Origin of the sequence: Vibrio sp. MED222 (assembly GCF_000153005.1) — a bacterium.
GTDB lineage: Bacteria > Pseudomonadota > Gammaproteobacteria > Enterobacterales > Vibrionaceae > Vibrio > Vibrio tasmaniensis_A.
The window spans coordinates 559,768-585,501 of the sequence record NZ_CH902608.1 but is presented as its reverse complement, the minus strand read 5'-3'; the positions used below and the strand labels follow the sequence as shown (position 1 = coordinate 585,501).

Genomic DNA, 25,734 nt, shown 5'->3' with positions numbered 1-25,734 from the left:
TAATAATATGCCCTAAGTATCTCACTTTGGCTTAAGGGCATAATAAAAATATAAATGAATCCTGAGAACTCATTCTCAAGATACTGTCACGCCTCAATTAAATAGAACTTATATAAGGAAGGTTTTATTCGTACAGCTGACTTCATCGCTTCTGACATTATTTAACGCGGCCGTAATGGTTGTATGGGAGGGAGGCTATATAGCATGCTCACGAAACACGACCTGATAGTTAAATCGCGTGACAAGAATATAAAACAATAACCTACACCAACATAACGTGAATAAAGGACGACACATGAAGAATAAGCTTATTGTGCTATCAGCATTACTGGCTTCCCTACCTGCTATGGCAGATTGGAACCAGGCCTATTTCCGTGGTACAGCCAATAACTGGCAAGCCGAATCTATGGTTAAAGTGAAAGCAAACCACTGGCAAATAGTGAAAAAATTTAATACCGGTGATGGAACGAACTCTCCTAGTTTTAAGGTTGATCGCTTTGGTGATTGGTCTGAAAACTACCCTCTATCAAATTTCTCAGTTGACCCTAATAAAACCTACGAAATTAATTTCTATGACGACACGAATAAAGTGGTGGTCCATGAAAAACTTCCCTTTGATATGCGTGATGAAACCATGTATTTCGTGTTTCTTGACCGTTTCTATGATGGCGATTCAGCCAATAATACAGCGACGGGTGCCGACATGTATTCGGCAGACAAATCGGATTTCAAAAAATACTTTGGTGGTGACTTAAAAGGTTTAACTGCAAAGCTAGATTACTTGCATGATATGGGGATCACGGCCATTTGGATAACGCCTCCAGCAGATAACATTAACGTGCCTGACAGTCGAGGCGGTGCGGGTTACCACGGCTACTGGGGACGTGACTTCTTTAAAGTTGACGAGCATCTAGGTACCGTTGCCGATTTTAAAGCATTAAAGACGAAAATGGATAGCTACGGCATGAAACTCGTGCTGGACTATGCGCCTAATCACTCTAACCCTGATGATGAAGGGGAATACGGTGTACTTTATAAAAAGGGTGTTCGAGTTACCGACTACAAAAATGATAATGCAGGGTATTACCATCATAATGGAGCGATCGCTGAAAACGGTAAAGATTGGGAATGGAACGACGCATGGGCGGTTCGTAATAAAACCTTGTTTAACTTAACCGATTTTGACCAACGTAAAGATGGCCCTGCGCGTCAGTACTTGATTGATGGCGCGAAATTCTGGGTTGATTTAGGTGTGGATGCGATTCGTATTGATGCGGTGAAACATATGGATAAAGAGTTTATCCAAGATTTTACTGGCCAAATAAACGCGTACGCGAAGAAAAGCCAAGGTAAAGATTTCTATTTCTTTGGTGAGTGGATGGATTCAGGTGCTGACGCAACAGGATCAAACTTTGCCTCTATCGATTTTGCCAATACATCAGGCTCTGCATTGCTTGATTTTGGTTTGAGAAACACCATCGAAAACGCCTTGCTACAACACAATGGAACTGGCATGTATGCCATTAATAACTACATGAAGCTGAGAGACCAAAAATTCACAAGCAGTGATTGGCAAGTGGTGTTCTTAGATAACCACGATGCGTCACGTATCTCTACCGTTTTACGCTCAGACGCGAAGAACTTTGGCGCAGGAAAAGACAAGTGGGGTGGTCGTCAAAGTGTTGCATTTGCACAAGACAGAGTGGAGTTGGGTTTAGCGCTTATTATGACCTCTCGTGGCATTCCATGTATTTACTATGGAACAGAGCACTACGCGGCTAACTTCACTACCAACAGTTTTGGCCAACAAGGTAATGACCCATACAACCGTGAAATGATGCCAAGCTTTGATAAAACGACCAATGCTTACAAGATGATTAAAAAGTTGAGTAAGTTACGTAAAGAAAGCTATGCGGTGCAGCAAGGTGATTATATTGAGCGCTGGATCAGCAATGATGTATTGGTATATGAACGTAACGCAGGCGATGACGTAGTTGTGGTTGCAATGAACCTCGGTCAAGGTACATCGGTTAACGCGGTGAATTTAGGATTGGCAAACGGAACTTACGATAGTGTATTAGGCACTGACCAAGTGGTTGTTTCTAATGGCAGCGGCACATTTAACCTAGACCAAAATGAAGTGGTTATCTTACGCACTAAGCATTAACCAGTAAGACAGACTCTTAATAACGGTTTACTGGTTTTCGATTGAGTTTCAACTGCTTAAGCCTCGTACATATTGTGCGAGGTTTTTTTTGTTTTTTCTTTGCTCGAGCTAGTGGAATATTCTTCATTTTATCGAATTCCAACTAAAATCCTGCCCAAGGGTGTCTTTTCTACAAGAAAACTAGTCGAAGCCTTAACCATGATCTACAATACGGCAAAATTCTAACTCGACTATTTTCAGGAAGAGCTGCATGTACATGAGCACTGATGAGGTTCGCAATGCGTTCCTTAAGTTCTTTGAGAGCAAAGAACACCAAATCGTAGACAGTTCATCGTTAGTTCCACATAACGATCCAACCCTGCTATTTACTAATGCAGGTATGAACCAATTCAAAGATTGCTTCTTAGGCGCCGAAAAACGTGCCTACACTCGAGCAACTACGGCTCAGCGTTGTGTACGTGCGGGTGGTAAACACAATGACCTTGAAAACGTAGGTTTCACGGCTCGTCACCACACATTCTTCGAAATGCTAGGTAACTTCAGCTTTGGTGATTACTTCAAAGAAGAAGCGATTGGGTTTGCTTGGGAATTCCTGACTGAAACACTAGGTCTGCCAAAAGATCGCCTGTTAGTAACGGTTTACGAGACAGATGACGAAGCATTCGAAATCTGGAACAAGAAAGTGGGCATCCCAGCTGACAAGATTGTTCGCATCGGCGACAAAGAAGGCGGCAAGAAGTTTGAATCTGATAACTTCTGGACAATGGGTGACACTGGTCCTTGTGGTCCATGTACTGAAATCTTCTACGATCACGGTGAGCACATCTGGGGCGGCCGTCCTGGTACACCTGAAGAAGATGGTGACCGTTTCATCGAGATCTGGAACAATGTATTCATGCAGTTCAACCGTCATGCTGACGGCACTATGGAACCGCTACCTAAGCCAGCTGTAGATACTGGTATGGGTATTGAGCGTATTTCTGCAATCATGCAGGGCGTTCACTCTAACTACGAAATTGATGTATTCCAAAAGCTAATCAAAGCGACAGCAGAAGTGGTAGGTCATGACGACCTATCTAACCAATCGCTGCGCGTTATTGCTGATCATATCCGTTCTTGTTCATTCCTAATCGCTGATGGCGTTATGCCTTCAAACGAAGGTCGTGGCTACGTTCTACGTCGTATTATTCGTCGTGCAGTTCGTCACGGTAACAAGATTGGTGCACAAGGCGTGTTCTTCCACAAGCTTGTAGGTGTACTGGCTGAAGTGATGGGTTCTGCTGCAGATGAACTTAAGAAACAGCAAGAGCTTGTTGAAAAAGTACTTCGCATTGAAGAAGAGAACTTTGGTCGCACGCTAGAGCGTGGCATGGTTATCCTTAACGACGCATTGGACGCACTTGAAGGCAAAGAGCTTGACGGTGAAACAGTCTTCAAACTTTACGATACATATGGCTTCCCAGCTGACCTTACTAACGATGTAGCTCGTGAACGCGACTTTACTATCGATGAAGAAGGCTTTGAGAAGGCGATGGAAGCACAGCGTAAGCGTGCACGTGAAGCGGGTCAGTTCGGTACTGATTACAACGCAACGATCAAAGTAGACACGAACACTGAGTTCTGTGGTTACACAGGTACTGAAGGTGCGGGTGAGATTTCTGCGTTATTCGTTGACGGCGAAGAAGTATCTTCACTATCGGCTGGCGACAAAGCAATCATCATCCTTGAAGAGACACCATTCTACGCTGAGTCAGGCGGTCAATGTGGTGACGCTGGTACGCTAAAAACAGCATCTGGTCTATTCAAAGTACAAGACACTCAGAAGCTAGGTAACGCATTTGCTCACCACGGTGAGCTAGTTGAAGGTGTATTTGCTCAAGGCGATAAAGTAGAAGCAACGGTTGACGCTGAGCGTCGTGCTGCTATCTCACTAAACCACTCAGCAACTCACTTACTTCACTCTGCACTACGCGAAGTTCTAGGTGAGCACGTTGCTCAAAAAGGTTCTTTAGTTAAGCCAGACAACCTACGTTTTGACTTCTCTAACCTTGAAGCGGTAACACCAGCACAGATTAAAGAAGTAGAGCGTCTAGTTAACGCACAAGTTCGTAAGAACCATGTGATTGAAACTAACATCATGGACATCGAGTCAGCGAAAGAAAAAGGTGCGATGGCACTGTTTGGCGAGAAGTACGATGATGAAGTTCGCGTTCTGTCTATGGGCGATTTCTCTACTGAGCTTTGTGGTGGTATCCACGCAAGCAACACGGGTGATATCGGTCTATTCAAGATCACTTCAGAAGGTGGTATCGCTGCGGGTATTCGTCGTATTGAAGCGGTAACGGGTGAAGCTGCTCTAGATGCAGTAGAAGCTCAGGCTAACGCTTACGAAGAGAAGCTTGCTGAATCAGCTAAGAAAGCGAAATCTCTAGAGAAAGAAATCCAACTGCTTAAAGAAAAGATGGCTGCAGCTGAAGGTGCAAACATCATGGGTAAAGTAGAAGAGATCTCTGGTACTAAGGTACTGGTTGCTGCCATTGAAGGTGCAGACAACAAGAACCTACGTACTATGGTTGATAACGCTAAAAACCAAGTAGGTAGCGGCATCATCCTGATCGCGAACGTAGCAGACGGTAAAGTTGGCCTGATTGCTGGCGTAACTAAAGACCTTATCGGCAAAGTTAAAGCGGGTGACCTCGTTAAGATGGTTGCTGAGCAAGTTGGTGGTAAAGGCGGCGGTCGTCCAGATATGGCTCAAGCGGGTGGTACTGACGTTGAAGCATTACCTGAAGCGCTTAAATCAGTACGTATTTGGCTTGAAGAGCGTCTTTAAGCTTAAGTAATTGATAACAAGATGCCCAATCAGATGATTGGGCATCTTTATTTTGACTAGTAGAAGAGTCTCTTAATCAGGTTTGATTGAGATTAACCAAGAAGTTTAATGGTTGCGTTAGACTCCTTGGTTAATTTTTTATTGCTTCGCTCTGACGCGGAGTATGTGTTTTTTTGTCATATATAGACATTGGTCTTGGGAAGGTGAGGACGGGTGAAAATGCCTCTTATCGTGCAGAAATTTGGTGGAACGTCGGTGGGTTCAATTGAACGAATCCATCATGTAGCAGAAAAAATCATTGAAGCGAAAAATGAAGGGAACCAGATCCTGGTTGTCGTTTCTGCTATGTCAGGTGAAACAAATCGGTTAGTTAACTTAGCTTCACAAGTTGATAGCGTACCAAACGCTAGAGAGTTGGATGTGCTGTTGACGGCCGGAGAACAAGTTTCCATGGCTTTGTTAGCGATGACGTTGCACAAGTTGGGTTATGAAGCGACATCGATGACTGGCTATCAAGCCAAAATACACACCGATTCTAATCATAATAATGCGACGATTGAGCGTATTGATACCGCTCCTATTAAAGCGCTGTTAGATGATGACCAGATTGTCATTGTTGCAGGTTTTCAAGGCGTTAATGCGAAAGGTGATATCACAACCTTAGGGCGAGGTGGTTCAGACACCACAGCCGTTGCGTTGGCGGGCGCCCTTCAAGCGAAAGAGTGTCAGATATATACCGATGTTGATGGCGTATATTCCTGCGATCCTAGAGTGGTTAAGCAATCTAAGAAATTAGATACCTTAGACTTTCCCTCTATGGAAGAAATGGCTCGCAGAGGCGCTAAGGTTTTACACCTTCCATGTGTTCAACATGCGTGGCGACATAATGTACCATTGAGAGTGCTTTCGAGCTTTGAAGAAGGCGAGGGAACTCTTATCGCGGGTAATGACTGTTTGAATGATATTGCTGGGATAGCTATTCAAAGAGATATGGTTCGCATCGAGTGTTTGAATCAAGATTTACCGTCTCTCATGTCGCATTGCCATTTATTAGGGATTGAAGTCTGTAGTGTGATCGAGGAAACAGAACGGGCAGCACTCATTATCAAACCGGACATTAGTGCTAAATTAAAACTAGTTTTTGACGAGAAAATCCGTAATAGTGAACAGGTTAGTTTGTTAACTGTGGTAGGAAGCCGAACACAAGAAATTGTGGTCAGTTCACATGGATTGTTGTCTGAAGGCGAAATTGATGTACAGCATCACTTATTGCAACAGCAGTCTTTAACTTTGGTGATATCACCAACGCAAGTCGATATGGCTGCTAACATATTACACAATGCATACATCGTAGCGCGTGAAACACAGGGTTATCCTAAAAAAGAAGTGCATTTTGGTTAAATAAACTCAATCGATAGTTTACGAAAATATAACTTTTGTTGGATAATGCTCGCGTAGCTAGATAAATTTAGAGATTACTCAAGGAGCAAAGAATGCTAATTTTGACTCGCCGCGTTGGCGAAACACTGATGATTGGTGACGAAGTAACAGTTACTGTACTAGGCGTTAAAGGTAACCAAGTACGTATTGGTGTTAACGCACCTAAAGAAGTATCTGTTCACCGTGAAGAGATCTACATGCGCATTCAAGCTGAAAAAGGTAATGGTAACGTTGCACCTGGCAACTACTAATACTTTTGCGTAGAGAAGAGGCTAGCATTGTTGCTAGCCTTTTTTGATCTTGGGGGAATGGAAATACGCATGTGAACATCGATGGGGTGGTAGCGGGTTAGTCTTAACGCGGTGAAGTGAGAGCTTTATGGCGTTATGAAATACAAATAGGATCGATCATCGCTGTTACACGGTATTTTGTCTGCGCAAACTCAAGATTTGTTAGTTTCCCCTATGGCGCAAATTTGCATCCCGTAGTATTGTGCAAACAGCAGTGACACTTACTGCGAGATAAATTAGATAATTGTTTTCTGCTGTTTATTATTGCCAATCTTTCACCTTAATTTTTAAGGGAAAAAGCGCGATTTGAAGCTTATAAGTTCAATTTGCAAGCGCTTTGATTAAATAGCAAACGGTTGAGTGTTTTTGTCCAATTTTAATCCTCCAGGGCGCACCATTCTCTTTACTCTTACTTGTAAGTGTTTCGAGAATAATGAATAAGGTGAGGTGGCCGAGTGGCCGAAGGCGCTCCCCTGCTAAGGGAGTATGTGGTTTGTAGCCGCATCGAGGGTTCGAATCCCTCCCTCACCGCCATTCATTATAGGCCTATGGCCTTTTTTTTGTTTCGTAGAAACAGAATGTGATATATTTCACAACTTCTTCTCTTGAAGATACCGTGCGCCCTTAGCTCAGCTGGATAGAGTACCTGGCTACGAACCAGGCGGTCGGAGGTTCGAATCCTCCAGGGCGCACCACTATTTTGGGTTTTCATTAATCCTGATGTTGAATGTTTAGTTTTAACTGCTTTATTGCCTTAACTAACAGCTCAATATCGAAACCGTTGCGCCCTTAGCTCAGCTGGATAGAGTACCTGGCTACGAACCAGGCGGTCGGAGGTTCGAATCCTCCAGGGCGCACCACTATTTAGGGTTTTTACTAATCCTGATGTTGAACGTTTAGTTTTAACTGCTTTATTGCCTTAACTAACAGCTCAATATCGAAACCGTTGCGCCCTTAGCTCAGCTGGATAGAGTACCTGGCTACGAACCAGGCGGTCGGAGGTTCGAATCCTCCAGGGCGCACCACTATTTAGGGTTTTCATTAATCCTGATGTTGAACGTTTAGTTTTAACTGCTTTATTGCCTTAACTAACAGCTCAATATCGAAAGCGTTGCGCCCTTAGCTCAGCTGGATAGAGTACCTGGCTACGAACCAGGCGGTCGGAGGTTCGAATCCTCCAGGGCGCACCACTATTTAGGGTTTTTACTAATCCTGATGTTGAACGTTTAGTTTTAACTTTATGCTTAATATCGAAACCGTTGCGCCCTTAGCTCAGCTGGATAGAGTACCTGGCTACGAACCAGGCGGTCGGAGGTTCGAATCCTCCAGGGCGCACCACTATTTAGGGTTTTTACTAATCCTGATGTTGAACGTTTAGTTTTAACTTTATGCTTAATATCGAAACCGTTGCGCCCTTAGCTCAGCTGGATAGAGTACCTGGCTACGAACCAGGCGGTCGGAGGTTCGAATCCTCCAGGGCGCACCACTATTTAGGGTTTTTACTAATCCTGATGTTGAATGTTTAGTTTTGCTTTATTGCCTTAATTAACTGCTTAATATCGAAACCGTTGCGCCCTTAGCTCAGCTGGATAGAGTACCTGGCTACGAACCAGGCGGTCGGAGGTTCGAATCCTCCAGGGCGCACCACATTATTAGAGAAAGCCTCGTTTTTACGAGGCTTTTTTTATGTCTTCTGTAAATTTGTTGCAACAATGTTAAATTTGTGGTGTTTTTAACTTGTTGTATTTAAAGTAATTCTTGATTGCTTCTTTGTTATTCTACCTTTCTCATATCAATTCTCAGAAAAGCCCCGTTTAAGTCACAGTTTAAATATCTAAAAATGACTCATTTGACAGATTTATGTGATCTGATAGGCGAATAATTAACCTTATGTGTGCGTTATCCGTAACAGAACCTTAAACAAAATTGACAAACTTTTACCAATCGAGATAATCCATGGGTCGGGATCACTATTCGCTGAAATCCTGTACGTATGTCAGGATGACGAAGAAAGGAAGCAACATGACTAATATTGGAAGCCTGCTAGGAGATGCGGCGACTCTAATGATAACGGGGATGTCCGTTGTCTTTATTTTCTTAACTATTCTAGTTTACCTCGTTCGGTTGATGTCAAAACTGGTACCAGAAGAAGTACCGGAGCCGATCGCAGCACCTAAAAAAATTCAAAAATCACAATCAAACCCTTCAGCTGTTAGTCCACAGGTAGTGGCAGCAATTTCGGCCGCGGTTCATCAATACCGTGCGTCTACTGCTAAGTAGCATTTTAAAGGATTAAAAAGGAGTTTATGAGCATGTCTAAACCACTAGCTATCACAGATGTGGTACTTCGTGACGCGCACCAGTCACTATTTGCTACTCGTATGCGTATCGAAGATATGCTGCCAATTGCGGCAGAACTGGATAAAGTCGGTTACTGGTCACTTGAGACTTGGGGCGGCGCAACGTTTGATTCGTGCATCCGTTTTCTTGGAGAAGATCCGTGGGAACGTTTACGAGAGCTGAAAAAAGCGATGCCCAACACACCAATGCAGATGCTACTGCGTGGTCAAAATTTATTGGGTTACCGTCACTACGCGGATGATGTAGTAGAAAAGTTTGTTGAACGTGCCCATAGTAACGGCATGGACGTATTCCGTATTTTTGATGCGATGAATGACGTACGTAACTTTGAAACCGCAGTGAAAGCAACGATTGATGTTGGCGGCCACGCTCAAGGTACGTTGTCTTACACAACCAGTCCGGTTCACAACTCAGATACGTGGGTTGATTTGGCTAAGCGCCTAGAGGATCTAGGTTGTCATTCACTATGCATCAAAGATATGTCAGGTTTATTAAAGCCTTATGAAGCGGAAGAGCTAATCACTCGCATCAAAGCGTCTTGTGATGTGCCTCTAGCGCTGCATAGCCACGCGACAACGGGTCTATCAACCGCTACAGCCGTTAAAGCTGTTGAAGCGGGTATTGATATTCTAGACACCGCAATCTCTTCTATGAGCTGTACTTACGGCCATACACCAACCGAAACGGTTGTTGCTATGCTAGAAGGCACAGAGCGCGACACGAATCTCAAACTAGACCAAATCGAACCAATCGCGGCTTACTTCCGTGATGTACGTAAAAAGTATGCGAAATGGGAAGGCCAGCTAAAAGGTGTCGATTCTCGAATCTTGATCGCTCAAGTTCCTGGCGGCATGTTAACCAACATGGAAGGCCAGCTTAAAGAGCAAGGCGCTGCCGATCGCATGGATGAAGTTCTAGAAGAGATCCCACGCGTACGTAAAGAGTTGGGTTACATTCCTTTGGTAACACCTACTTCTCAGATTGTCGGTACTCAAGCGGTTATCAACGTTCTAACGGGTGAGCGCTACAAGAGCATCACTAAAGAGACTGCGGGTCTACTGAAAGGCGAATACGGTCAAGCTCCTGCTGAGGTTGATGCTGAACTGCAAGCGAAAGTGTTAGATGGTGCTGAGCCAATCACGTGTCGTCCTGCTGACTTACTTAAGTCTGAAATGGATACGTTAACGACTGACCTTTTAGAAAAAGCGAAATCAGATGGTATTTCACTCGCTGAAGATACCGTTGATGATGTACTGACGTACGCACTATTCCCACAAGTGGGTCTTAAGTTCCTTAAAAACCGTCACAACCCTGAAGCGTTTGAACCTGTACCAACGGCTGAAGCTGCAACTCCTGTTACGGCGGCACCACAACCTGCTGCTGGCGGCATTGAGAGCTACAGCGTGAAGGTTGATGGTCAAGTTTATGATGTTGAAGTTGGCCCTCAAGGTGAACTGACATCGGTATCTCCATCAGCGAAACCTGCACAAGCAGCTCAAGCAGCACCTGCTGCGGCTTCTGATGCAGAAGCGGTTCCAGCTCCATTAGCCGGCAACATCTTTAAAGTCATCGTTCAGGCGGGTGCTGAAGTGGCCGAAGGTGATGTTCTTCTGATCCTAGAAGCGATGAAAATGGAAACGGAAGTACGAGCTGCTCGCAGTGGTATCGTTCAAGAATTGAATGTTAAAGAAGGCGATGCAGTTACTGTAGGCGCTCCACTACTAAGCTTAGCGTAAGGGAGCACCATGGAAGGATTGATGACCTTATGGTCTGAAACAGGGATTGCTAACTTTGAGTTCGGCCAGATCTGTATGATGTTGGTTGGTTGCTCACTGTTGTTTTTGGCAATTCGCAAAGGGTTTGAACCTTTACTGCTGTTACCTATTGGTTTTGGTGCTGTATTAGCCAATATTCCAAATGCTGGATTCACGGATCCCGGCGGTTTGCTTTACTACGTTTACTACATTGGTATTGAAACTGGCATTTTTCCACTGCTGATCTTTATGGGTGTTGGAGCTATGACGGACTTTGGTGCGTTGATTGCTAACCCTAAAACACTGTGGCTCGGGGCTGCTGCTCAGTTTGGTATATTCGCAACGCTATTTGGCGCGATCTTGCTGAACTATGTACCAGGAATGGAGTTCTCAATGGCAGATGCTTCGTCAATTGCGATCATTGGTGGTGCCGATGGCCCAACCGCGATCTTTTTGGCGAGCAAGCTATCTCCTGATCTATTAGGTGCGATTGCGGTAGCGGCGTATAGCTACATGGCTTTAGTTCCTATTATTCAGCCACCAATCATGAAAGCGTTAACGTCTCCTGAAGAGCGCCAAATTAAGATGGCTCAACTTCGTCATGTAAGCAAAGCTGAGAAGATCCTTTTCCCGCTAGCTGTACTGCTTATGACGATTTTGTTCCTACCATCAGCAACCCCTCTAGTAGGTATGTTCTGTTTGGGTAACTTAATGCGCGAAGCGGGTGTGGTTGATCGTCTTTCAAAAACAGCCCAAAACGAACTGATTAACGTTGTGACTATTTTCCTTGGCCTAGGTGTTGGCTCTAAGCTTCAAGCGGATACGTTCTTGAACTTAGAGACACTGGGTATTCTAGGTTTAGGCGCGGTGGCGTTTAGTATTGGTACGGCTGGTGGTGTATTGATGGCGAAGCTGCTGAACCGCTTCTCGAAAGAAGACATTAACCCACTGATTGGCGCCGCTGGTGTATCAGCGGTTCCGATGGCGGCTCGTGTTGTGAATAAGGTTGGACTTGAGGCAAACCCTCAGAACTTCCTGTTGATGCATGCGATGGGTCCGAACGTAGCGGGTGTACTTGGTAGTGCCGTTGCTGCGGGTATCCTATTAGCTCTCGTAGGTTAATGAGTTACTTGGCTATGCTGCTCGTTACGTTAATTGGTCGTCAATTTACGCATGAGCGGTTAACTTCGCCTTATTAAATGGTTTATAGTCAAAGGGATGCTTTCGCATCCCTTTCTTTTTATTAATTAGGGTGCTTACTCATCAGGGCTTCTATCAATCAAGGAAATGTGGAAATGGAAAATAAACAGATTGCGATTACTCAATTCGGCGGCGTCGAAAACCTCAGTATTCAAACCAGTACTATTCCTGAGCCTAAGGCCGGAGAAGTGGTGGTTAAAGTTTCCTTTTCAGGCGTTAATCCTATTGATGTAAAAACCCGTGCTGGCCTTGGTTGGGCGGCAGCACAAAACAAAGACAACCTTCCTTGGGTTCCTGGTTACGATATTTCAGGGCAAATTGTTACGCTAGGCGAACAGGCAGAGCGTTTTACTGTTGGTGATAACGTAGCCGGATTTATTGGTTTTCCACTGCAAGGTGGCGGTTATAGCCAGTATGTGTGTGTTCCAGAAGTCGCATTAAGTATGGTCCCAGACTCGGTTGCGTTAGAAGCGGCTGCAGCTTTACCACTCGCTAGCCAAACCGCAGCACAAGCGCTTAACAAAGCGGAAGTGAAAGAGGGCGATCGCGTACTCATCTTAGCGGGCGCCGGCGGCGTTGGTCACCTTGCGGTTCAAATCGCAGTGGCTGCAAAAGCTGAGGTTTACACGACCTGCAGCGAGGCTAACCTTGATTACCTTGCTACGTTAGGCGCTCATGCGATTAACTATAAATTTGCGCCAGCATCGGAAAGAGTCTCTGATGTTGATGTACTGATTGATTTAGTGGGTGGTGATACCGCGCTTGATGCGTTGAAGTGTTTGAAAGATGGTGCGAGAGTGGTAACGGTGCCTACGCTGTCTGCTGAATTAATTTGCGAGAAAGCGACATTATTGGGTTTCACCGCTTCAGGTATGCTCGTTGAGCCAAATCCAGAGCAAATGGACACTATGCTTTACATGGTTAGCGTAGGGTTGCTCAAAACAGAAATTCAAACTATCTACCCGTTAGATGAAGCACAGTCGGCGCATCTACAAGTAGAAACCGGACACACCAGAGGCAAGGTACTACTTAAAATGCAAGAAGGTTAATATGCAGTGCTAGAGTTCTTTAATTCTCTTTTTGAAAACATAGCGTTGTGGTTTTCTGACTCGGCGCTGTGGGTGCTCTTCATTAGTGGCTTCTTGAGTGCCACATTGTTACCAGGGGGCTCAGAAGCAAGCCTTGTTGCAGCATTGAGCTTAGATCAGTTCTCAACATCATCAATCATTCTTCTGGCGACACTCGGTAATACTTTAGGCGGGCTGACCAACTATTGGATTGGTTTGTGGCTGCCTAATCGAACTCAATCTGAAAAGCATGGTCATAAGGCTATGGCTTGGCTGAGCCGCTATGGCTATTGGACACTGTTATTCAGTTGGTTGCCGATCATTGGTGACCCTTTGTGCTTAGCCGCGGGTTGGTTAAGAATGAAATTTATTCCTAGCGTTATTTTGATAGCGATTGGCAAAGCCGCTCGCTACAGCTTACTTGCTGCTATCTACTTCGGTTTTTTCTAAGGAGAACCTATGAAAAAGGTTTTACTTGGTACATTTTCTCTTATCGCCATTGCAGGCTGTTCTTACAATGTACCTAGCTCTACACCCTTCTTTTCCTCGTTACCTGAAGGTGTCACTCTGTTAGAAGAGGTTAAGCCTTCTAAAGATAAAGTGGTGATCCCTTACACCAAATATCAGCTTGAAAACGGCCTGACAGTTATTCTTTCCCCTGATGATTCTGATCCTCTTGTACATGTGGATGTGACCTATCATGTCGGCTCAGCTCGTGAAGAAATAGGCAAATCGGGCTTTGCTCATTTCTTCGAACACATGATGTTCCAAGGCTCTGAGAACGTCGGTGACCAGCAGCACTTTAAGATCATTACCGAGGCGGGTGGCTCGTTAAACGGCACGACTAACCGTGATCGTACTAACTACTTTGAAACCGTTCCATCTAACCAACTTGAGAAAATGTTGTGGTTAGAATCAGACCGAATGGGTTTTTTATTGGATGCGGTTTCTCAGAAGAAATTCGAAGTTCAAAGAGGCACGGTTAAAAACGAACGTGCTCAAAGTTATGAAAACCGTCCTTATGGCTTGATGTGGGAACGCATGGGTGAAGCGCTTTACCCTGAAGGTCATCCTTACTCATGGCAACCAATCGGTTATGTGGAAGATCTAGACCGTGTTGATGTGAATGACCTTAAGGCGTTCTTCCTACGTTGGTACGGCCCAAATAATGCGGTACTGACTATCGGTGGTGATATCGACGTTGATGACACGCTAGAGTGGGTTAATCAGTATTTTGGCCCAATCCCTCAAGGTCCGGAAGTTAAGGCTGCTGAGAAGCAACCAGCTGTTCTAACAGAAGATAAGTACATCACGTTAGAAGACAACGTTCGTCAGCCGATGGTGCTTGTTGGTTGGCCAACAACCTACCGCGGTGAAGATACGCAAGCTTCACTGAATGCGCTGTCTAACGTGTTAGGTTCAGGGACCAACAGTTATCTGTACCAAAACCTCGTAAAAACGCAAAAAGCGGTGAGTGCAGGCTCTTTCCACGATTGTGCTGAGCTCGCTTGTACTATGTATGTCTATGCGATGGGTGACTCAGGTGAAAAGGGAGATTTGACGGTTCTTAATAAAGAACTGATGGAAACCCTAGAACAATTTTCGAAAGGCGGTGTGGAACAAGATCGTCTAGATCAAATTACCGGCATGGCTGAAGCGAATGCGGTGTTTGCACTGCAAAGTGTTAGAGGCAAGGTTTCACAGCTCGCGTCAAATCAAACCTTCTATGGCCAGCCTGATCGTATTGAATCAAAACTCGATCAAATCCGATCTGTTACCCCTGAAAGCGTAAGCAAGGCGTACCGAGATTTTATCGAAGGTAAGCACAAGGTTACCTTGAGTGTGGTTCCTAAGAAAAAACTCGACTTAGCGGTTCGCGAGGCTACATTTAGCACTCCTGCTCGTACCCTTCCTGAATACAGCAAAGTGACAGAAGAACAATTGGATTTCAGAAAGGCACCGAACACATTTGATCGCAGCGTGATGCCTGAAGTGAACTTTGGTGTTGAAGCGACCATGCCTGAGCTGTATCGCATGCATTTTGCTAATGGTACTGACTTGATTGGTACTGTGACTAGCGAAACGCCGACAGTGCAGCTACAAATTCAACTCCCTGCGGGTGAGCGCTATGTTGGTAAAGGTCAAGAGGGTTTGGCGAACCTAACTGCATCGATGATGGAAGAAGGTTCGACTAAACGAACGGTTGAAGAGTTACAGGCCACCTTAGATAAGCTTGGTAGTAGCGTTAGCATTAGTGCTGGCAGCTATACCACAGATATTTCGGTCTCGACGTTAGAGAAAAACCTGCCTCAAACCTTAGCGATCGTGCAAGAAGTTCTATTTGAGCCTAAGTTTGATGTTCAAGATTTCGAACGCGTTAAGAGTCAGATGTTAGAAGGCGTAGTGTATCAGCATCAACAACCGAGCTGGATGGCTTCTCAAGCAACCCGAGAGGTGTTGTTCGGTAGCAGTATTTTTGGTCGAGCGAGTGATGGCACCAAGGATTCTCTAGAATCGTTAACTCTAGACGATGTAAAACTGTTTTACAGTCAGCACTATACTCCTGAGGGAGCTAATATTGTTATTGTAGGGGACATCACGAAGGAGGAGGTTGGAAAGCAGCTTCAGTTCTTTGAAGAATGGCAAGGTGACGCTGCACCACTCACTCGTCCACAGATCATCAAGGAGCTTTCGGGCCAGAACTTGTACTTAGTGGATAAGCCGGGAGCACCACAAAGTATTGTACGCTTAGTTCGTAAAGGGTTACCGTTTGATGCGACCGGTGAATTGTATTTAAGTCAATTGGCTAACTTTAATTTAGCCGGTAACTTCAATAGCCGCATCAACCAGAACCTGCGTGAAGACAAAGCCTACACTTACGGTGCAAGCGGTTACTTTGCGAGTACGCGTGAAACTGGTGCGGTAGTGTTTAGTGCTCAAGTTAGAGCCAATGCGACGGTTCCATCAATTCAAGAGTTTATTGCTGAGCTAAATGAATTTAGTCAGAGTGGATTAACTGACGAAGAGGTGAAATTTATGCGCCTTGCCGTCGGTCAACAAGATGCGCTTAAATACGAAACACCAAGTCAAAAGGCTGGATTGTTGAGTAATATTGTTACGCTGAGCCTTGATGAAGACTACCTACAGCAGCGCAACCAGATAGTAGAAACGGTTTCAAAAGAGACTTTAAATGAGCTCTCGAAGAAATGGTTTGACCCGAATGATTATCAAATAATTGTTGTTGGTGACGCGACTTCGCTGCGCCCTCAATTAGAAAAGTTAGATATTCCAATAGAAGAGCTTGAAATCATTCGTTAGAGTACACATTAAAGGGGGAGGGAAGAGATTCTACTTTTCTCCTCCAACCTAATTTATGATAGTTCTAATAAGAACAATATAAGATAAGTGAACAGAATTTTGACTGATTTTGCTGCGCGACTAAAGCAAGTTGCAACCAACCCTAAGACCTTCTCTCAATTTGGTCGTGGTGTTGAAAGGGAAACATTGCGCTACACGGAAGATGGGCATCTTGCTACTGGGCCGCACCCTAAGGCTTTAGGATCTGCGTTGATGAACGAATGGGTAACGACCGATTTCTCTGAGTCGCTACTGGAGTTTATCACGCCTGTTTCTAACGACGTTCCGACGCTTTTGAATCAGTTGTCTGATATTCATCACTTCACTCAAACCAAGTTAGACGGCGAAAAGCTGTGGCCACTCTCTATGCCTTGTTATGTGGGGAGTGAAGATTACATTCAGCTTGCGCAATACGGTACTTCTAACAACGGTAAGATGAAGACGCTATATCGTGAAGGCCTAAAGCGTCGCTACGGTAGTCTGATGCAGATTATTTCGGGTGTTCACTTCAACTTCTCTTTCCCAGAAAGCTTTTGGGACAGTCTGTTTGGAGAGCAAACCGAAGAAGCGCGTTGCGAAGCTAAATCAGATGCGTACTTCGGTTTGATTCGTAATTACTACCGCTTTGGTTGGTTAATCCCATACTTCTTCGGTGCTTCACCTGCGCTATGTTCTTCTTTTATCAAAGGAAGAGAAACCAACCTACCTTTTGAAAAGGTTGGAGAAACACTGTATCTACCCAAAGCAACGGCATTGCGCTTAAGTGACCTTGGTTACACCAACAGTGCGCAAAGTGTACTGAAGATTGGCTTCAACAGCCTAGACCAATACCTTGAAGGTTTGAATCAAGCGATTCGCACACCATCAGAAGAATTCGCTGAGATTGGCACTAAGGTTGATGGGGAATACCGTCAACTAAATAGCAACGTACTGCAAATTGAGAATGAGCTTTATGCTCCAATCCGTCCTAAGCGTGTGGCGAAAAGTGGCGAGAAACCATCTGAAGCACTGGCTCGTGCTGGCGTTGAGTACATCGAGGTTCGCTCTTTAGACGTAAACCCATTCAGTTCAATTGGCATCAATGAACAGCAAGTTCGCTTCTTAGATTTATTCCTAACGTGGAGCGTGTTATCAGACTCTGCTGAGATGGATAACTGCGAACTTGAATGCTGGCGCGATAACTGGAACAAGGTGATCTTAGAAGGTCGTCAGGTTGGTTTAGAGCTCAAGATTGGTTGTGATGGAGAAAGACTGTCTCTGCAAGACTGGGCTAAAAATGTATTCAAAGATCTTCGAGTTATCGCTGAGTTGATGGATGCTGAGCAAGGTGGTCGTGCATACCAAGAAACGTGCGATACGCTTGAAGCCTGGATTGATAACCCTGAGTTGACCATTTCTGGCCAGTTATTAGAAGAGACCAAGAAATTGGGTGGTTTGGGTAAAGTGGGTTGTGCGTTAGGAAAAACGTATGCTCAACAACACAAGGCACACCAATATAAAGTTTATTCTGCTGAGTTAATGGAAGCGGAAGTTCAACGCTCTGTCATTGCTCAACAGCAAAGTGAAGAAGCGAGCACTCAAGATTTTGATAGTTTCTTAACGGACTATTTTTCATATTTAAAAGCATAGCGAGACTTTGGTGGAAAGGAAGCAAGCCTTATTAGGTCAGTCTACTCATGTGGGTGGAAAATGGTTACCAGTCGTGACTGTTGGTATTGTCTCTAGCCTATTGGTTGGATGTGCGACGCCTCCTCCTAAGCAGCAAAATAATATATGCAGCATCTTCAGAGAGCACCCTTCTTGGTATGAAGATGCGGTCGATATGCAAGATGAGTGGGGCACACCGATTAACGTCGCGATGGCTTTTGTTAAACAAGAGAGCAGCTTTCGACATGATGCGCGTCCACCAAAAGATTATATTCTTGGCTTTATACCGTGGGGAAGAGTCAGTAGTGCCTATGGCTATGCACAAGCTCAAGACCCTGCTTGGGAAGACTTTCAAAAAGCGACCAATAATGGTGGTTCGAGAACCAATTTTGATGATGCATTAATGTTCATTGGTTGGTACACCAGCGAGACGCGCCGTCAGTTAGGAATCTCATTATGGGACCCGTATAACCAATATCTGGCTTATCATGAAGGCCGTGGTGGCTATAAGCGCAAATCATACAACAGCAAACCATCGTTGATTAAGGTGGCTCGCAAAGTCGAACAGCAAGCAAAAGATTATGGATGGCAACTTAAACAGTGCCGAAAAGAACTAGAAGACAATCGAAGTTGGTTTTTTTAAAGCCAATCGTCATGGAGAATAGCAATGCCTTTATTAGATAGTTTTACTGTTGATCACACGCGCATGAACGCACCTGCAGTTCGTGTTGCTAAAACAATGCAAACCCCAAAAGGGGATACCATTACGGTATTTGACCTGCGTTTTACTGCGCCAAACAAAGATATCCTATCTGAGAGAGGTATTCATACTCTCGAGCACCTATACGCTGGGTTCATGCGTGCTCACCTCAATGGCTCTGCGGTTGAAATCATTGATATATCGCCTATGGGGTGTCGTACCGGTTTCTATATGAGCTTGATTGGTACGCCTTCAGAGCAGCAAGTGGCTGAAGCTTGGTTAGCGGCTATGCAAGACGTACTGAAAGTTGAGAACCAGAATAAGATCCCTGAGTTGAACGAATACCAGTGTGGTACTGCGGCAATGCATTCCTTAGATGAAGCTAAAGAGATTGCGAATGCAATCATCGCTACCGGTATTTCAGTAAACAAAAATGATGAACTGGCATTGCCAGAGTCGATGCTTCAAGAGCTTAAAATCGACTAATCATTTTTGGTTCACATTGAATGCGCTTTACTCTAGATACATTTTGCACTAGAGAGTGAGCGAGCTAGATACAAAAAGAGCTAGATACTAAAAGGCCCGGTTCAATGAACCGGGCCTTTTGTTGTAGAGGGACTTAGTTGGTAACTCAGTGGGTTACTCTCATATAATGAGTCGCCTCTATCCGTTTACGATCTGCGGAAACACACGCACCAGCTTGATGCGATTCTCTTCGAGCTCAACAATTTCCATTGGATGGCTGGCAACCTGAACACTCAGGTGACTCTCTGGAATATCTTCAAGATGCTCCAGTATCAAACCATTAAGTGTTCTTGGTCCATCGGTAGGTAGTGCCCACTGCAAACCTTTGTTGATATCTCGGATATTAGCGCTGCCTTCAATCAAGAAGCTACCATCGCTTTGCGGTGTAATCTCTTCAGATAAACTTGGTGCGATTGAAGTCGTAAATTCGCCCACGATCTCTTCGAGAATATCTTCGAGGGTAACCAAACCGTTAATATCGCCATACTCATCAACAATCAAACCGATACGCTGTTTGTTGCGTTGGAATTTAAGCAGTTGGGTGTTAAGCGGTGTCGCTTCCGGAATAAAGTAGATCTCATCTGCAGCACGCAGCAGGGTCTCTTTATTGAATTCGTTCTTTTCGAGCATCAAGCGATAAGCTTCACGTAACCTCAGCATGCCAACCACTTCATCTATCTGATCACGGTACAACACGATGCGACCATGAGGTGAATGAGTGAGCTGACGCACGATCGATTTCCAATCATCATTGATGTCGATGCCGGTGATCTCGTTACGTGGCACCATTATGTCATTCACGGTGACGTGTTCTAAATCGAGAATAGACACCAACATATCTTGGTGACGCTGTGGTATTAGGCTACCCGCTTCATTTACTACGGTTCTGAGTTCTTCTGAGCTTAGATGATCGGTTGCATCATGGTTAGCTTTAACGCCTAAGATACGAATGAAGCCATTGGTAATAAAGTTGACCAAGATAACCAATGGAGATAGCACCTTCATCAGTATTATTAATAGAATACTGCTGGCGTAAGAAACTCGTTCAGGGAAAAGAGAAGCGATGGTTTTTGGTGTAACCTCAGCAAACACGAGGATCACTAGGGTCAGGGCTCCGGTTGCGATTGCAACGCCGATATCTCCGTAGATACGCATACCAAGAATAGTCGCGATCGCGGATGCAAGTATATTGACGAGATTGTTGCCGATGAGAATAAGGCCAATCAATCTGTCTGGGCGACTTAGAAGTTTTTCTACGCGTTTGGCACCTTTATGACCCGTATTGGCCAAGTGCTTTAAACGGTAGCGGTTCAAGGACATCATGCCCGTTTCGGAACCAGAGAAATAACCAGAAATTACAATGAGACACGCGAGTAGCGCAAATAAGATACCCGTTGATATGTCGTCCAAAACTATTCTTTTCCTTTTTGTGTATCTTGATTAATTTATGACCGAACATGGTCGAGATGTCAATTGAATGTATCGTACTCAATATTTTAAAGGCAAGGTGTGAGAGCTTACCTTCATTATACAGACTAATTCAGGATTATTTCCTGAACGAAGCGGCTACCGAAGTAAGCTAATGTGAGCATGGTGGCACCCGCAAGGGCAAACCATGTGACTTTTTGCCCACGCCAACCTTTCTGATAGTGACCCCAAAGAAGGATGGAATAGATAACCCAAGCTATAAAAGACAATACTGCTTTATGTGCTTTACCTTGAGCAAACATATCTTGTACGAAGATAAGTCCAGTTAATAAAGTACCTGTTAACAAACCATTACCGATTAAAATGATCTTGAAAAGCTGTCTTTCCACCATCATTAAAGGAGGTAGGTTAGGGTTTATCACTAACGCTTTTTTCTTTTTAAGTTTGTGATCTAGCCACGCGAGTTGCATAGCGTATAGCGCACCGATGGTAAGTGTCGCGTATGAGAACAGAGCCAAAGAGATGTGCACAAGCAGCTTTGGGTCATTCTCTAAGTGTTTGATGAAGGTGCTAGGAAGAAAAGTGGCAGCCATTAGATTTAGAGCAGCGAAGCTATAAACAACAGGTAAGATGAACCACAAACGTGTTTTGAGCATAGCACCGCTCATGACCACAGATATGATTAAACTGATTAAAGAAGCAACGTTTAAGATACTGAGGTTTTGACCACTGGCATTAAAGATTAAATCGCCAAGCAACCAAGCATGGAAAGCTAAAGCAAGTAATGCGCTGATAAACACCGTTTTTACACGGATTCCTGTTTGGTGCACGAGACCTGGAATGATCGTGAAAATCGCCATTGTATAAAGAAAGGCTGCTGCGATCGCAATAAGACTGTCCATGGTATCCATTTAAATGATTACTAATTGGCGAATTATACCTCGCATCGCTCTTTGGGGCTATGGTGAACCTCATTCAATTCCAAGTGAATAATGTCTCACATCACATGCGTGGATGATTAACGCTCCACAACGGGTATGACTCTAATCCGCGCTAATGTATACTCACAGTAATAGTCGCAGTTTTGAGCGAAGAGAAAACTATGTTTGATAATTTAACGGATCGTCTATCCAAAACGCTGAAAAACATCAGCGGTAAAGGTCGCCTGACCGAAGACAATATTAAAGAGACGCTGCGTGAAGTACGTATGGCGCTACTTGAAGCCGACGTTGCACTGCCAGTTGTCCGCGATTTTGTTAAGCGCGTTAAAGAAGGCGCTGTAGGTGTTGAGGTTTCTAAATCTCTAACACCTGGTCAAGAATTCATTAAGATCGTTCAAGCTGAACTTGAAGCTGTGATGGGGGAGTCTAACGAGGCTCTTGACCTAGCAGCACAACCGCCAGCAGTTATCTTAATGGCGGGTCTACAAGGTGCGGGTAAAACCACATCGGTAGGTAAGCTATCTAAGCTCCTGACTGAGCGTGATAAGAAGAAAGTTTTGGTTGTGTCTGCCGACGTTTACCGTCCAGCCGCGATCAAACAGCTTGAAACCTTAGCAAGCGATGTGGGTGTCGACTTCTTCCCATCTTCAGCTGACCAAAAGCCTCTTGATATTGCAAACGCTGCAATCGACCACGCGAAGAAGAAATTCTACGACGTGCTAATTGTCGATACTGCCGGTCGTTTGGCTATCGATGAAGAGATGATGGGTGAAATCAAAGAGCTTCATACTGCCATTAAACCAGTAGAGACGCTGTTCGTTGTTGATGCTATGACAGGTCAAGATGCTGCGAATACTGCAAAAGCCTTTGGCGATACGCTACCACTAACCGGTGTTATCTTAACGAAAGTGGATGGTGACGCGCGTGGTGGTGCTGCACTGTCTGTTCGTCACATCACAGGTAAGCCGATTAAATTCTTAGGTGTTGGTGAGAAAACTGACGCACTAGAACCATTCCACCCAGATCGTGTTGCTTCTCGCATCCTAGGTATGGGCGACGTACTGTCTCTTATTGAAGATCTACAGAAGAACGTTGATACCGAGAAAGCAGAGAAACTGGCTAAGAAGTTCAAAGAGAAGAAAGGTTTTGACCTTGAAGACTTCCGCGAGCAGCTTGGTCAGATGAAAAATATGGGCGGCATGATGGGCATGATGGATAAGCTTCCAGGCATGTCTCAGCTACCAGACAACGTTAAAGATAAAGTTGATGACAAGATGTTCAAGCAAATGGAAGCGATCATCAACTCTATGACAATGAAAGAGCGTCAGCGCCCAGACCTAATCAAAGGCTCACGCAAAAAGCGTATTGCTGCAGGTTCTGGTACGCAAGTACAAGATGTAAACCGTATGCTTAAACAGTTCACTCAAATGCAGAAGATGATGAAGAAAATGCAGAAAGGTGGAATGAAAGGCATGATGCGCAACATGCAAGGCATGATGGGCGGCGGTGGAGGTATGGGCGGAATGGGTGGTGGTTTTAACCCGTTTGGCCGATAATCTACAAATGTAAGCTTTAGCTACGTTACTTTTCATAGTGTTAGCCGTGTCACAGAAAGTGAGCGGTGGCTATGTTGGTGAAAAAATAGCTAAAGCCCTTGCATTGCCCCGGAATAAGAGTAAAATTCCGGGGCTTTAATTTGGCACGAGACCCCAAGCTATTTACTTATACTTGGGGTTAATTATTTTATTAAGAAAGCAAAGAGGACGACATGGTAACCATTCGTTTGGCACGTCACGGTGCAAAGAAGCGCCCATTTATCAAATCGTAGTTGCGGATAGCGTAACTCTGTAACTGGCCGTTTCATCGAGAAAGTAGGTTTCTTTAACCCTACTGCTCAAGGTCAAGAAGAAGGTCTACGTCTAGACCTAGATCGTGTTAACCACTGGGTTGGTCAAGGCGCATCTCTATCTGACCGCGTAGCTAAGCTAGTTAAAGACGCTCAAAAAGCGGCTTAATTCTTTTTTAAAAAGAGAAATAGCTTATGTCGATGAAGGGTAAAGAAACGATGAGCGAGCAAAACGAAAGAATTGTTATGGGTAAACTTGGGTCTACCTATGGTATTCGTGGCTGGCTTAAAGTGTTCTCCTACACAGACAATGCTGAAAGCATATTTGATTACAGTCCTTGGTATTTAAAGCTAAAGGGCGAGTGGGTTGAGTATAAAGTTGAAAGCTGGAAACGTCATGGTCAAGGCTATGTATGTAAGCTAGCGGGATTAGATGTACGTGAAGACGCGCAACTGATGACCAACTTTGAAATTGCTATTGACCCTGCTTCATTACCTGAATTGTCAGAAGATGAATTCTACTGGCGCGAATTGTTCGGTATGCAAGTTTTTACCACTAAAGGTTACAACCTTGGTGAGGTCACTGACCTATTAGAAACTGGCTCGAACGATGTTCTAGTAATCAAAGCAAATCTTAAAGATGCTTTTGGCCAAAAGGAACGGTTAATCCCGTACCTTGAAGAGCAAGTGATCAAGAAAGTTGATCGCGAAGCTCGCCGGATCGAAGTTGACTGGGATCCTGGATTCTAACTCCAAATTACAGAGCGAGAGAACACATGTGGGTTGGCATTATTAGCCTTTTTCCTGAAATGTTCCGTTCTGTTACTGATTTTGGAGTAACAGGTCAAGCGGTTAAAAAAGGTCTTTTATCTATTGAAACATGGAATCCTCGTGATTTCACTCATGATAAACATCGCACTGTTGATGACAGACCTTACGGTGGTGGTCCTGGCATGTTAATGATGGTTCAGCCTTTGCGCGATGCTATCCAAACAGCCAAACAGGCAGCACCGGGAAAGACGAAGGTTATTTACCTTTCACCTCAAGGTCGTAAACTCGACCAACAAGGTGTTGAAGAGCTGGCAACAAACGAGAACTTGCTTCTTATTTGTGGTCGCTATGAAGGGGTAGATGAGCGCATCATTCAATCTGAAGTCGACGAAGAATGGTCGATTGGAGATTTTGTGATGACGGGTGGCGAGCTGCCAGCCATGACGTTGATTGATTCAGTATCTCGGTTTGTTCCGGGTGTACTTGGAGATTTCGCATCAGCAGAAGAAGATTCTTTTGCAAATGGTTTGCTAGATTGTCCCCATTATACGCGCCCTGAGGTGCTAGACGATAAAGATGTGCCATCGGTACTCAAGTCTGGAAACCATAAGGACATTCGTCGCTGGCGATTGAAACAATCGTTGGGCCGAACTTGGCTAAGAAGACCAGAACTCCTGGAAAACCTAGCTCTGACTGACGAACAGGAACAATTACTGGCTGAATTCATTAAAGAGCAACGCTCTTAACGAAAAGCAAGCAGTAACCTATTAAATTTAGTATCAGTTTATTCTAGGAATTTATACAAATGAGCAACATCATCAAGGCTCTTGAAGAAGAGCAACTAAAATCAGACCTTCCTAAATTCGCACCAGGTGACACTGTTGTAGTTAAGGTTAAGGTAAAAGAAGGTGACCGTGAGCGTCTACAGGCTTTCGAAGGCGTTGTAATCGCTATTCGTAACCGTGGTCTACACTCTGCATTCACAGTTCGTAAGATCTCGAACGGTGAAGGCGTAGAGCGTGCGTTCCAAACTCACTCTCCAATGGTTGATAGCATCGAAGTTAAACGCCGTGGTGCAGTACGTCGTGCCAAGTTGTACTACCTACGTGAGCGTTCTGGTAAGTCAGCTCGTATTAAAGAGAAGCTTACTAAGAAGTAATTCTTTTTGCATTCTATCGATAAAAGCGGAGCCATTTGGCTCCGCTTTTTTGTGTCTGCTATTTAGAGTCTCACAGGTAAGAGATCTCCAACTTGCTCGTTCCTCACTCTTGAGGATGACGAATGACAAGCCTTGATACCTTGATAGGCTGTCGAACCGCTGAGGGAGTTTTTGAATCAACAGGAGCTGTCATTCCCTAGACTGACGAAGGAAGGAGTAGGGAATCCCCATTAGTGCCGTGTTATAGG

At 44.5% G+C, this 25,734-nt stretch carries 19 protein-coding genes, 8 tRNA genes and 1 pseudogene; 26 read left to right on the top strand and 2 right to left on the bottom strand.

Annotation, left to right across the window (positions count from 1 at the left end; translation table 11 throughout):
• The first annotated feature begins 295 nt into the window (after positions 1-295).
• The 21 genes from MED222_RS08015 (at position 296) to luxS (ending at position 19,302) form a co-directional block, all read left to right on the top strand.
• Positions 296-2,167 carry an alpha-amylase family glycosyl hydrolase gene (locus MED222_RS08015; protein ID WP_009847622.1) on the top strand — a complete coding sequence of 624 codons (1,872 nt, stop codon included), beginning with the start codon at positions 296-298 and terminating at the stop codon, positions 2,165-2,167.
• 250 nt (positions 2,168-2,417) lie between these two features.
• A complete protein-coding gene (gene alaS / locus MED222_RS08020; protein ID WP_009847621.1) occupies positions 2,418-5,000 on the top strand; it encodes an alanine--tRNA ligase in 2,583 nt (860 codons plus the stop codon).
• 219 nt (positions 5,001-5,219) lie between these two features.
• Positions 5,220-6,401, top strand: coding sequence for an aspartate kinase (locus MED222_RS08025; protein WP_009847620.1), 1,182 nt, complete (start codon positions 5,220-5,222; stop codon positions 6,399-6,401).
• Positions 6,402-6,493: 92 nt separating this feature from the next.
• Complete coding sequence (gene csrA, locus MED222_RS08030; RefSeq protein WP_009847619.1) at positions 6,494-6,691, top strand: carbon storage regulator CsrA; 198 nt, start codon at positions 6,494-6,496, stop codon at positions 6,689-6,691.
• Between the two features lie 480 nt (positions 6,692-7,171).
• Positions 7,172-7,264 (top strand) — tRNA-Ser (locus MED222_RS08035).
• A gap of 84 nt (positions 7,265-7,348) precedes the next feature.
• Positions 7,349-7,425 (top strand) — tRNA-Arg (locus tag MED222_RS08040).
• A gap of 88 nt (positions 7,426-7,513) precedes the next feature.
• Positions 7,514-7,590 (top strand) — tRNA-Arg (locus MED222_RS08045).
• Positions 7,591-7,678: 88 nt separating this feature from the next.
• Positions 7,679-7,755, top strand: a tRNA-Arg gene (locus tag MED222_RS08050).
• 88 nt (positions 7,756-7,843) lie between these two features.
• Positions 7,844-7,920, top strand: a tRNA-Arg gene (locus tag MED222_RS08055).
• A gap of 71 nt (positions 7,921-7,991) precedes the next feature.
• A tRNA-Arg gene (locus tag MED222_RS08060) sits at positions 7,992-8,068 on the top strand.
• Positions 8,069-8,139: 71 nt separating this feature from the next.
• Positions 8,140-8,216: transfer RNA gene (locus tag MED222_RS08065), tRNA-Arg, on the top strand.
• 84 nt (positions 8,217-8,300) lie between these two features.
• Positions 8,301-8,377, top strand: a tRNA-Arg gene (locus tag MED222_RS08070).
• A 375-nt stretch (positions 8,378-8,752) separates the two neighbouring features.
• Entirely contained in the window at positions 8,753-9,010 is a 258-nt protein-coding gene (locus MED222_RS08075) for an oxaloacetate decarboxylase subunit gamma (protein WP_004741884.1), read from the top strand.
• A gap of 32 nt (positions 9,011-9,042) precedes the next feature.
• Positions 9,043-10,827 carry a sodium-extruding oxaloacetate decarboxylase subunit alpha gene (oadA, locus tag MED222_RS08080; RefSeq protein WP_009847618.1) on the top strand — a complete coding sequence of 595 codons (1,785 nt, stop codon included), beginning with the start codon at positions 9,043-9,045 and terminating at the stop codon, positions 10,825-10,827.
• A gap of 9 nt (positions 10,828-10,836) precedes the next feature.
• Positions 10,837-11,967 (top strand): sodium ion-translocating decarboxylase subunit beta, encoded by a 1,131-nt coding sequence (locus MED222_RS08085; protein ID WP_009847617.1) that lies wholly within the window; start codon positions 10,837-10,839, stop codon positions 11,965-11,967.
• A 173-nt stretch (positions 11,968-12,140) separates the two neighbouring features.
• The gene (locus tag MED222_RS08090; protein ID WP_009847616.1) at positions 12,141-13,094 is read left to right on the top strand and encodes an NADP-dependent oxidoreductase; all 954 of its coding nucleotides are present in this window, start codon (positions 12,141-12,143) and stop codon (positions 13,092-13,094) included.
• Positions 13,095-13,100: 6 nt separating this feature from the next.
• On the top strand, positions 13,101-13,562 hold the full coding sequence (locus MED222_RS08095; protein ID WP_004735497.1) for a YqaA family protein: 462 nt from the start codon (positions 13,101-13,103) through the stop codon (positions 13,560-13,562).
• Positions 13,563-13,571: 9 nt separating this feature from the next.
• Complete coding sequence (locus tag MED222_RS08100) at positions 13,572-16,430, top strand: M16 family metallopeptidase (RefSeq protein WP_009847615.1); 2,859 nt, start codon at positions 13,572-13,574, stop codon at positions 16,428-16,430.
• 99 nt (positions 16,431-16,529) lie between these two features.
• Entirely contained in the window at positions 16,530-18,098 is a 1,569-nt protein-coding gene (gshA, locus tag MED222_RS08105) for a glutamate--cysteine ligase (RefSeq protein ID WP_009847614.1), read from the top strand.
• Between the two features lie 10 nt (positions 18,099-18,108).
• A complete protein-coding gene (locus MED222_RS08110; RefSeq protein WP_009847613.1) occupies positions 18,109-18,759 on the top strand; it encodes a transglycosylase SLT domain-containing protein in 651 nt (216 codons plus the stop codon).
• A 24-nt stretch (positions 18,760-18,783) separates the two neighbouring features.
• On the top strand, positions 18,784-19,302 hold the full coding sequence (luxS, locus tag MED222_RS08115; protein WP_009847612.1) for an S-ribosylhomocysteine lyase: 519 nt from the start codon (positions 18,784-18,786) through the stop codon (positions 19,300-19,302).
• Between the two features lie 177 nt (positions 19,303-19,479).
• On the opposite strand, the gene MED222_RS08120 is transcribed toward luxS, so the two are convergent.
• The gene (locus MED222_RS08120) at positions 19,480-20,751 is read right to left on the bottom strand and encodes an HlyC/CorC family transporter (RefSeq protein ID WP_009847611.1); all 1,272 of its coding nucleotides are present in this window, start codon (positions 20,749-20,751) and stop codon (positions 19,480-19,482) included.
• A gap of 125 nt (positions 20,752-20,876) precedes the next feature.
• Positions 20,877-21,671 (bottom strand): cytochrome C assembly family protein, encoded by a 795-nt coding sequence (locus MED222_RS08125; RefSeq protein WP_012604751.1) that lies wholly within the window; start codon positions 21,669-21,671, stop codon positions 20,877-20,879.
• Between the two features lie 200 nt (positions 21,672-21,871).
• Here MED222_RS08125 and ffh point away from each other — a divergent pair, with 200 nt between their 5' ends.
• The 5 genes and pseudogenes from ffh (at position 21,872) to rplS (ending at position 25,486) form a co-directional block, all read left to right on the top strand.
• Positions 21,872-23,266 (top strand): signal recognition particle protein, encoded by a 1,395-nt coding sequence (gene ffh / locus MED222_RS08130; protein ID WP_004735506.1) that lies wholly within the window; start codon positions 21,872-21,874, stop codon positions 23,264-23,266.
• 212 nt (positions 23,267-23,478) lie between these two features.
• Positions 23,479-23,725: pseudogene (gene rpsP / locus MED222_RS22035) on the top strand (30S ribosomal protein S16).
• Positions 23,726-23,751: 26 nt separating this feature from the next.
• Positions 23,752-24,306, top strand: a complete 555-nt coding sequence (gene rimM / locus MED222_RS08135) for a ribosome maturation factor RimM (RefSeq protein ID WP_009847609.1) — start codon at positions 23,752-23,754, stop codon at positions 24,304-24,306.
• Positions 24,307-24,332: 26 nt separating this feature from the next.
• Entirely contained in the window at positions 24,333-25,073 is a 741-nt protein-coding gene (gene trmD / locus MED222_RS08140; protein WP_009847608.1) for a tRNA (guanosine(37)-N1)-methyltransferase TrmD, read from the top strand.
• A 59-nt stretch (positions 25,074-25,132) separates the two neighbouring features.
• Positions 25,133-25,486 (top strand): 50S ribosomal protein L19, encoded by a 354-nt coding sequence (gene rplS / locus MED222_RS08145; RefSeq protein ID WP_009847607.1) that lies wholly within the window; start codon positions 25,133-25,135, stop codon positions 25,484-25,486.
• The last annotated feature ends 248 nt before the right edge of the window (positions 25,487-25,734 follow it).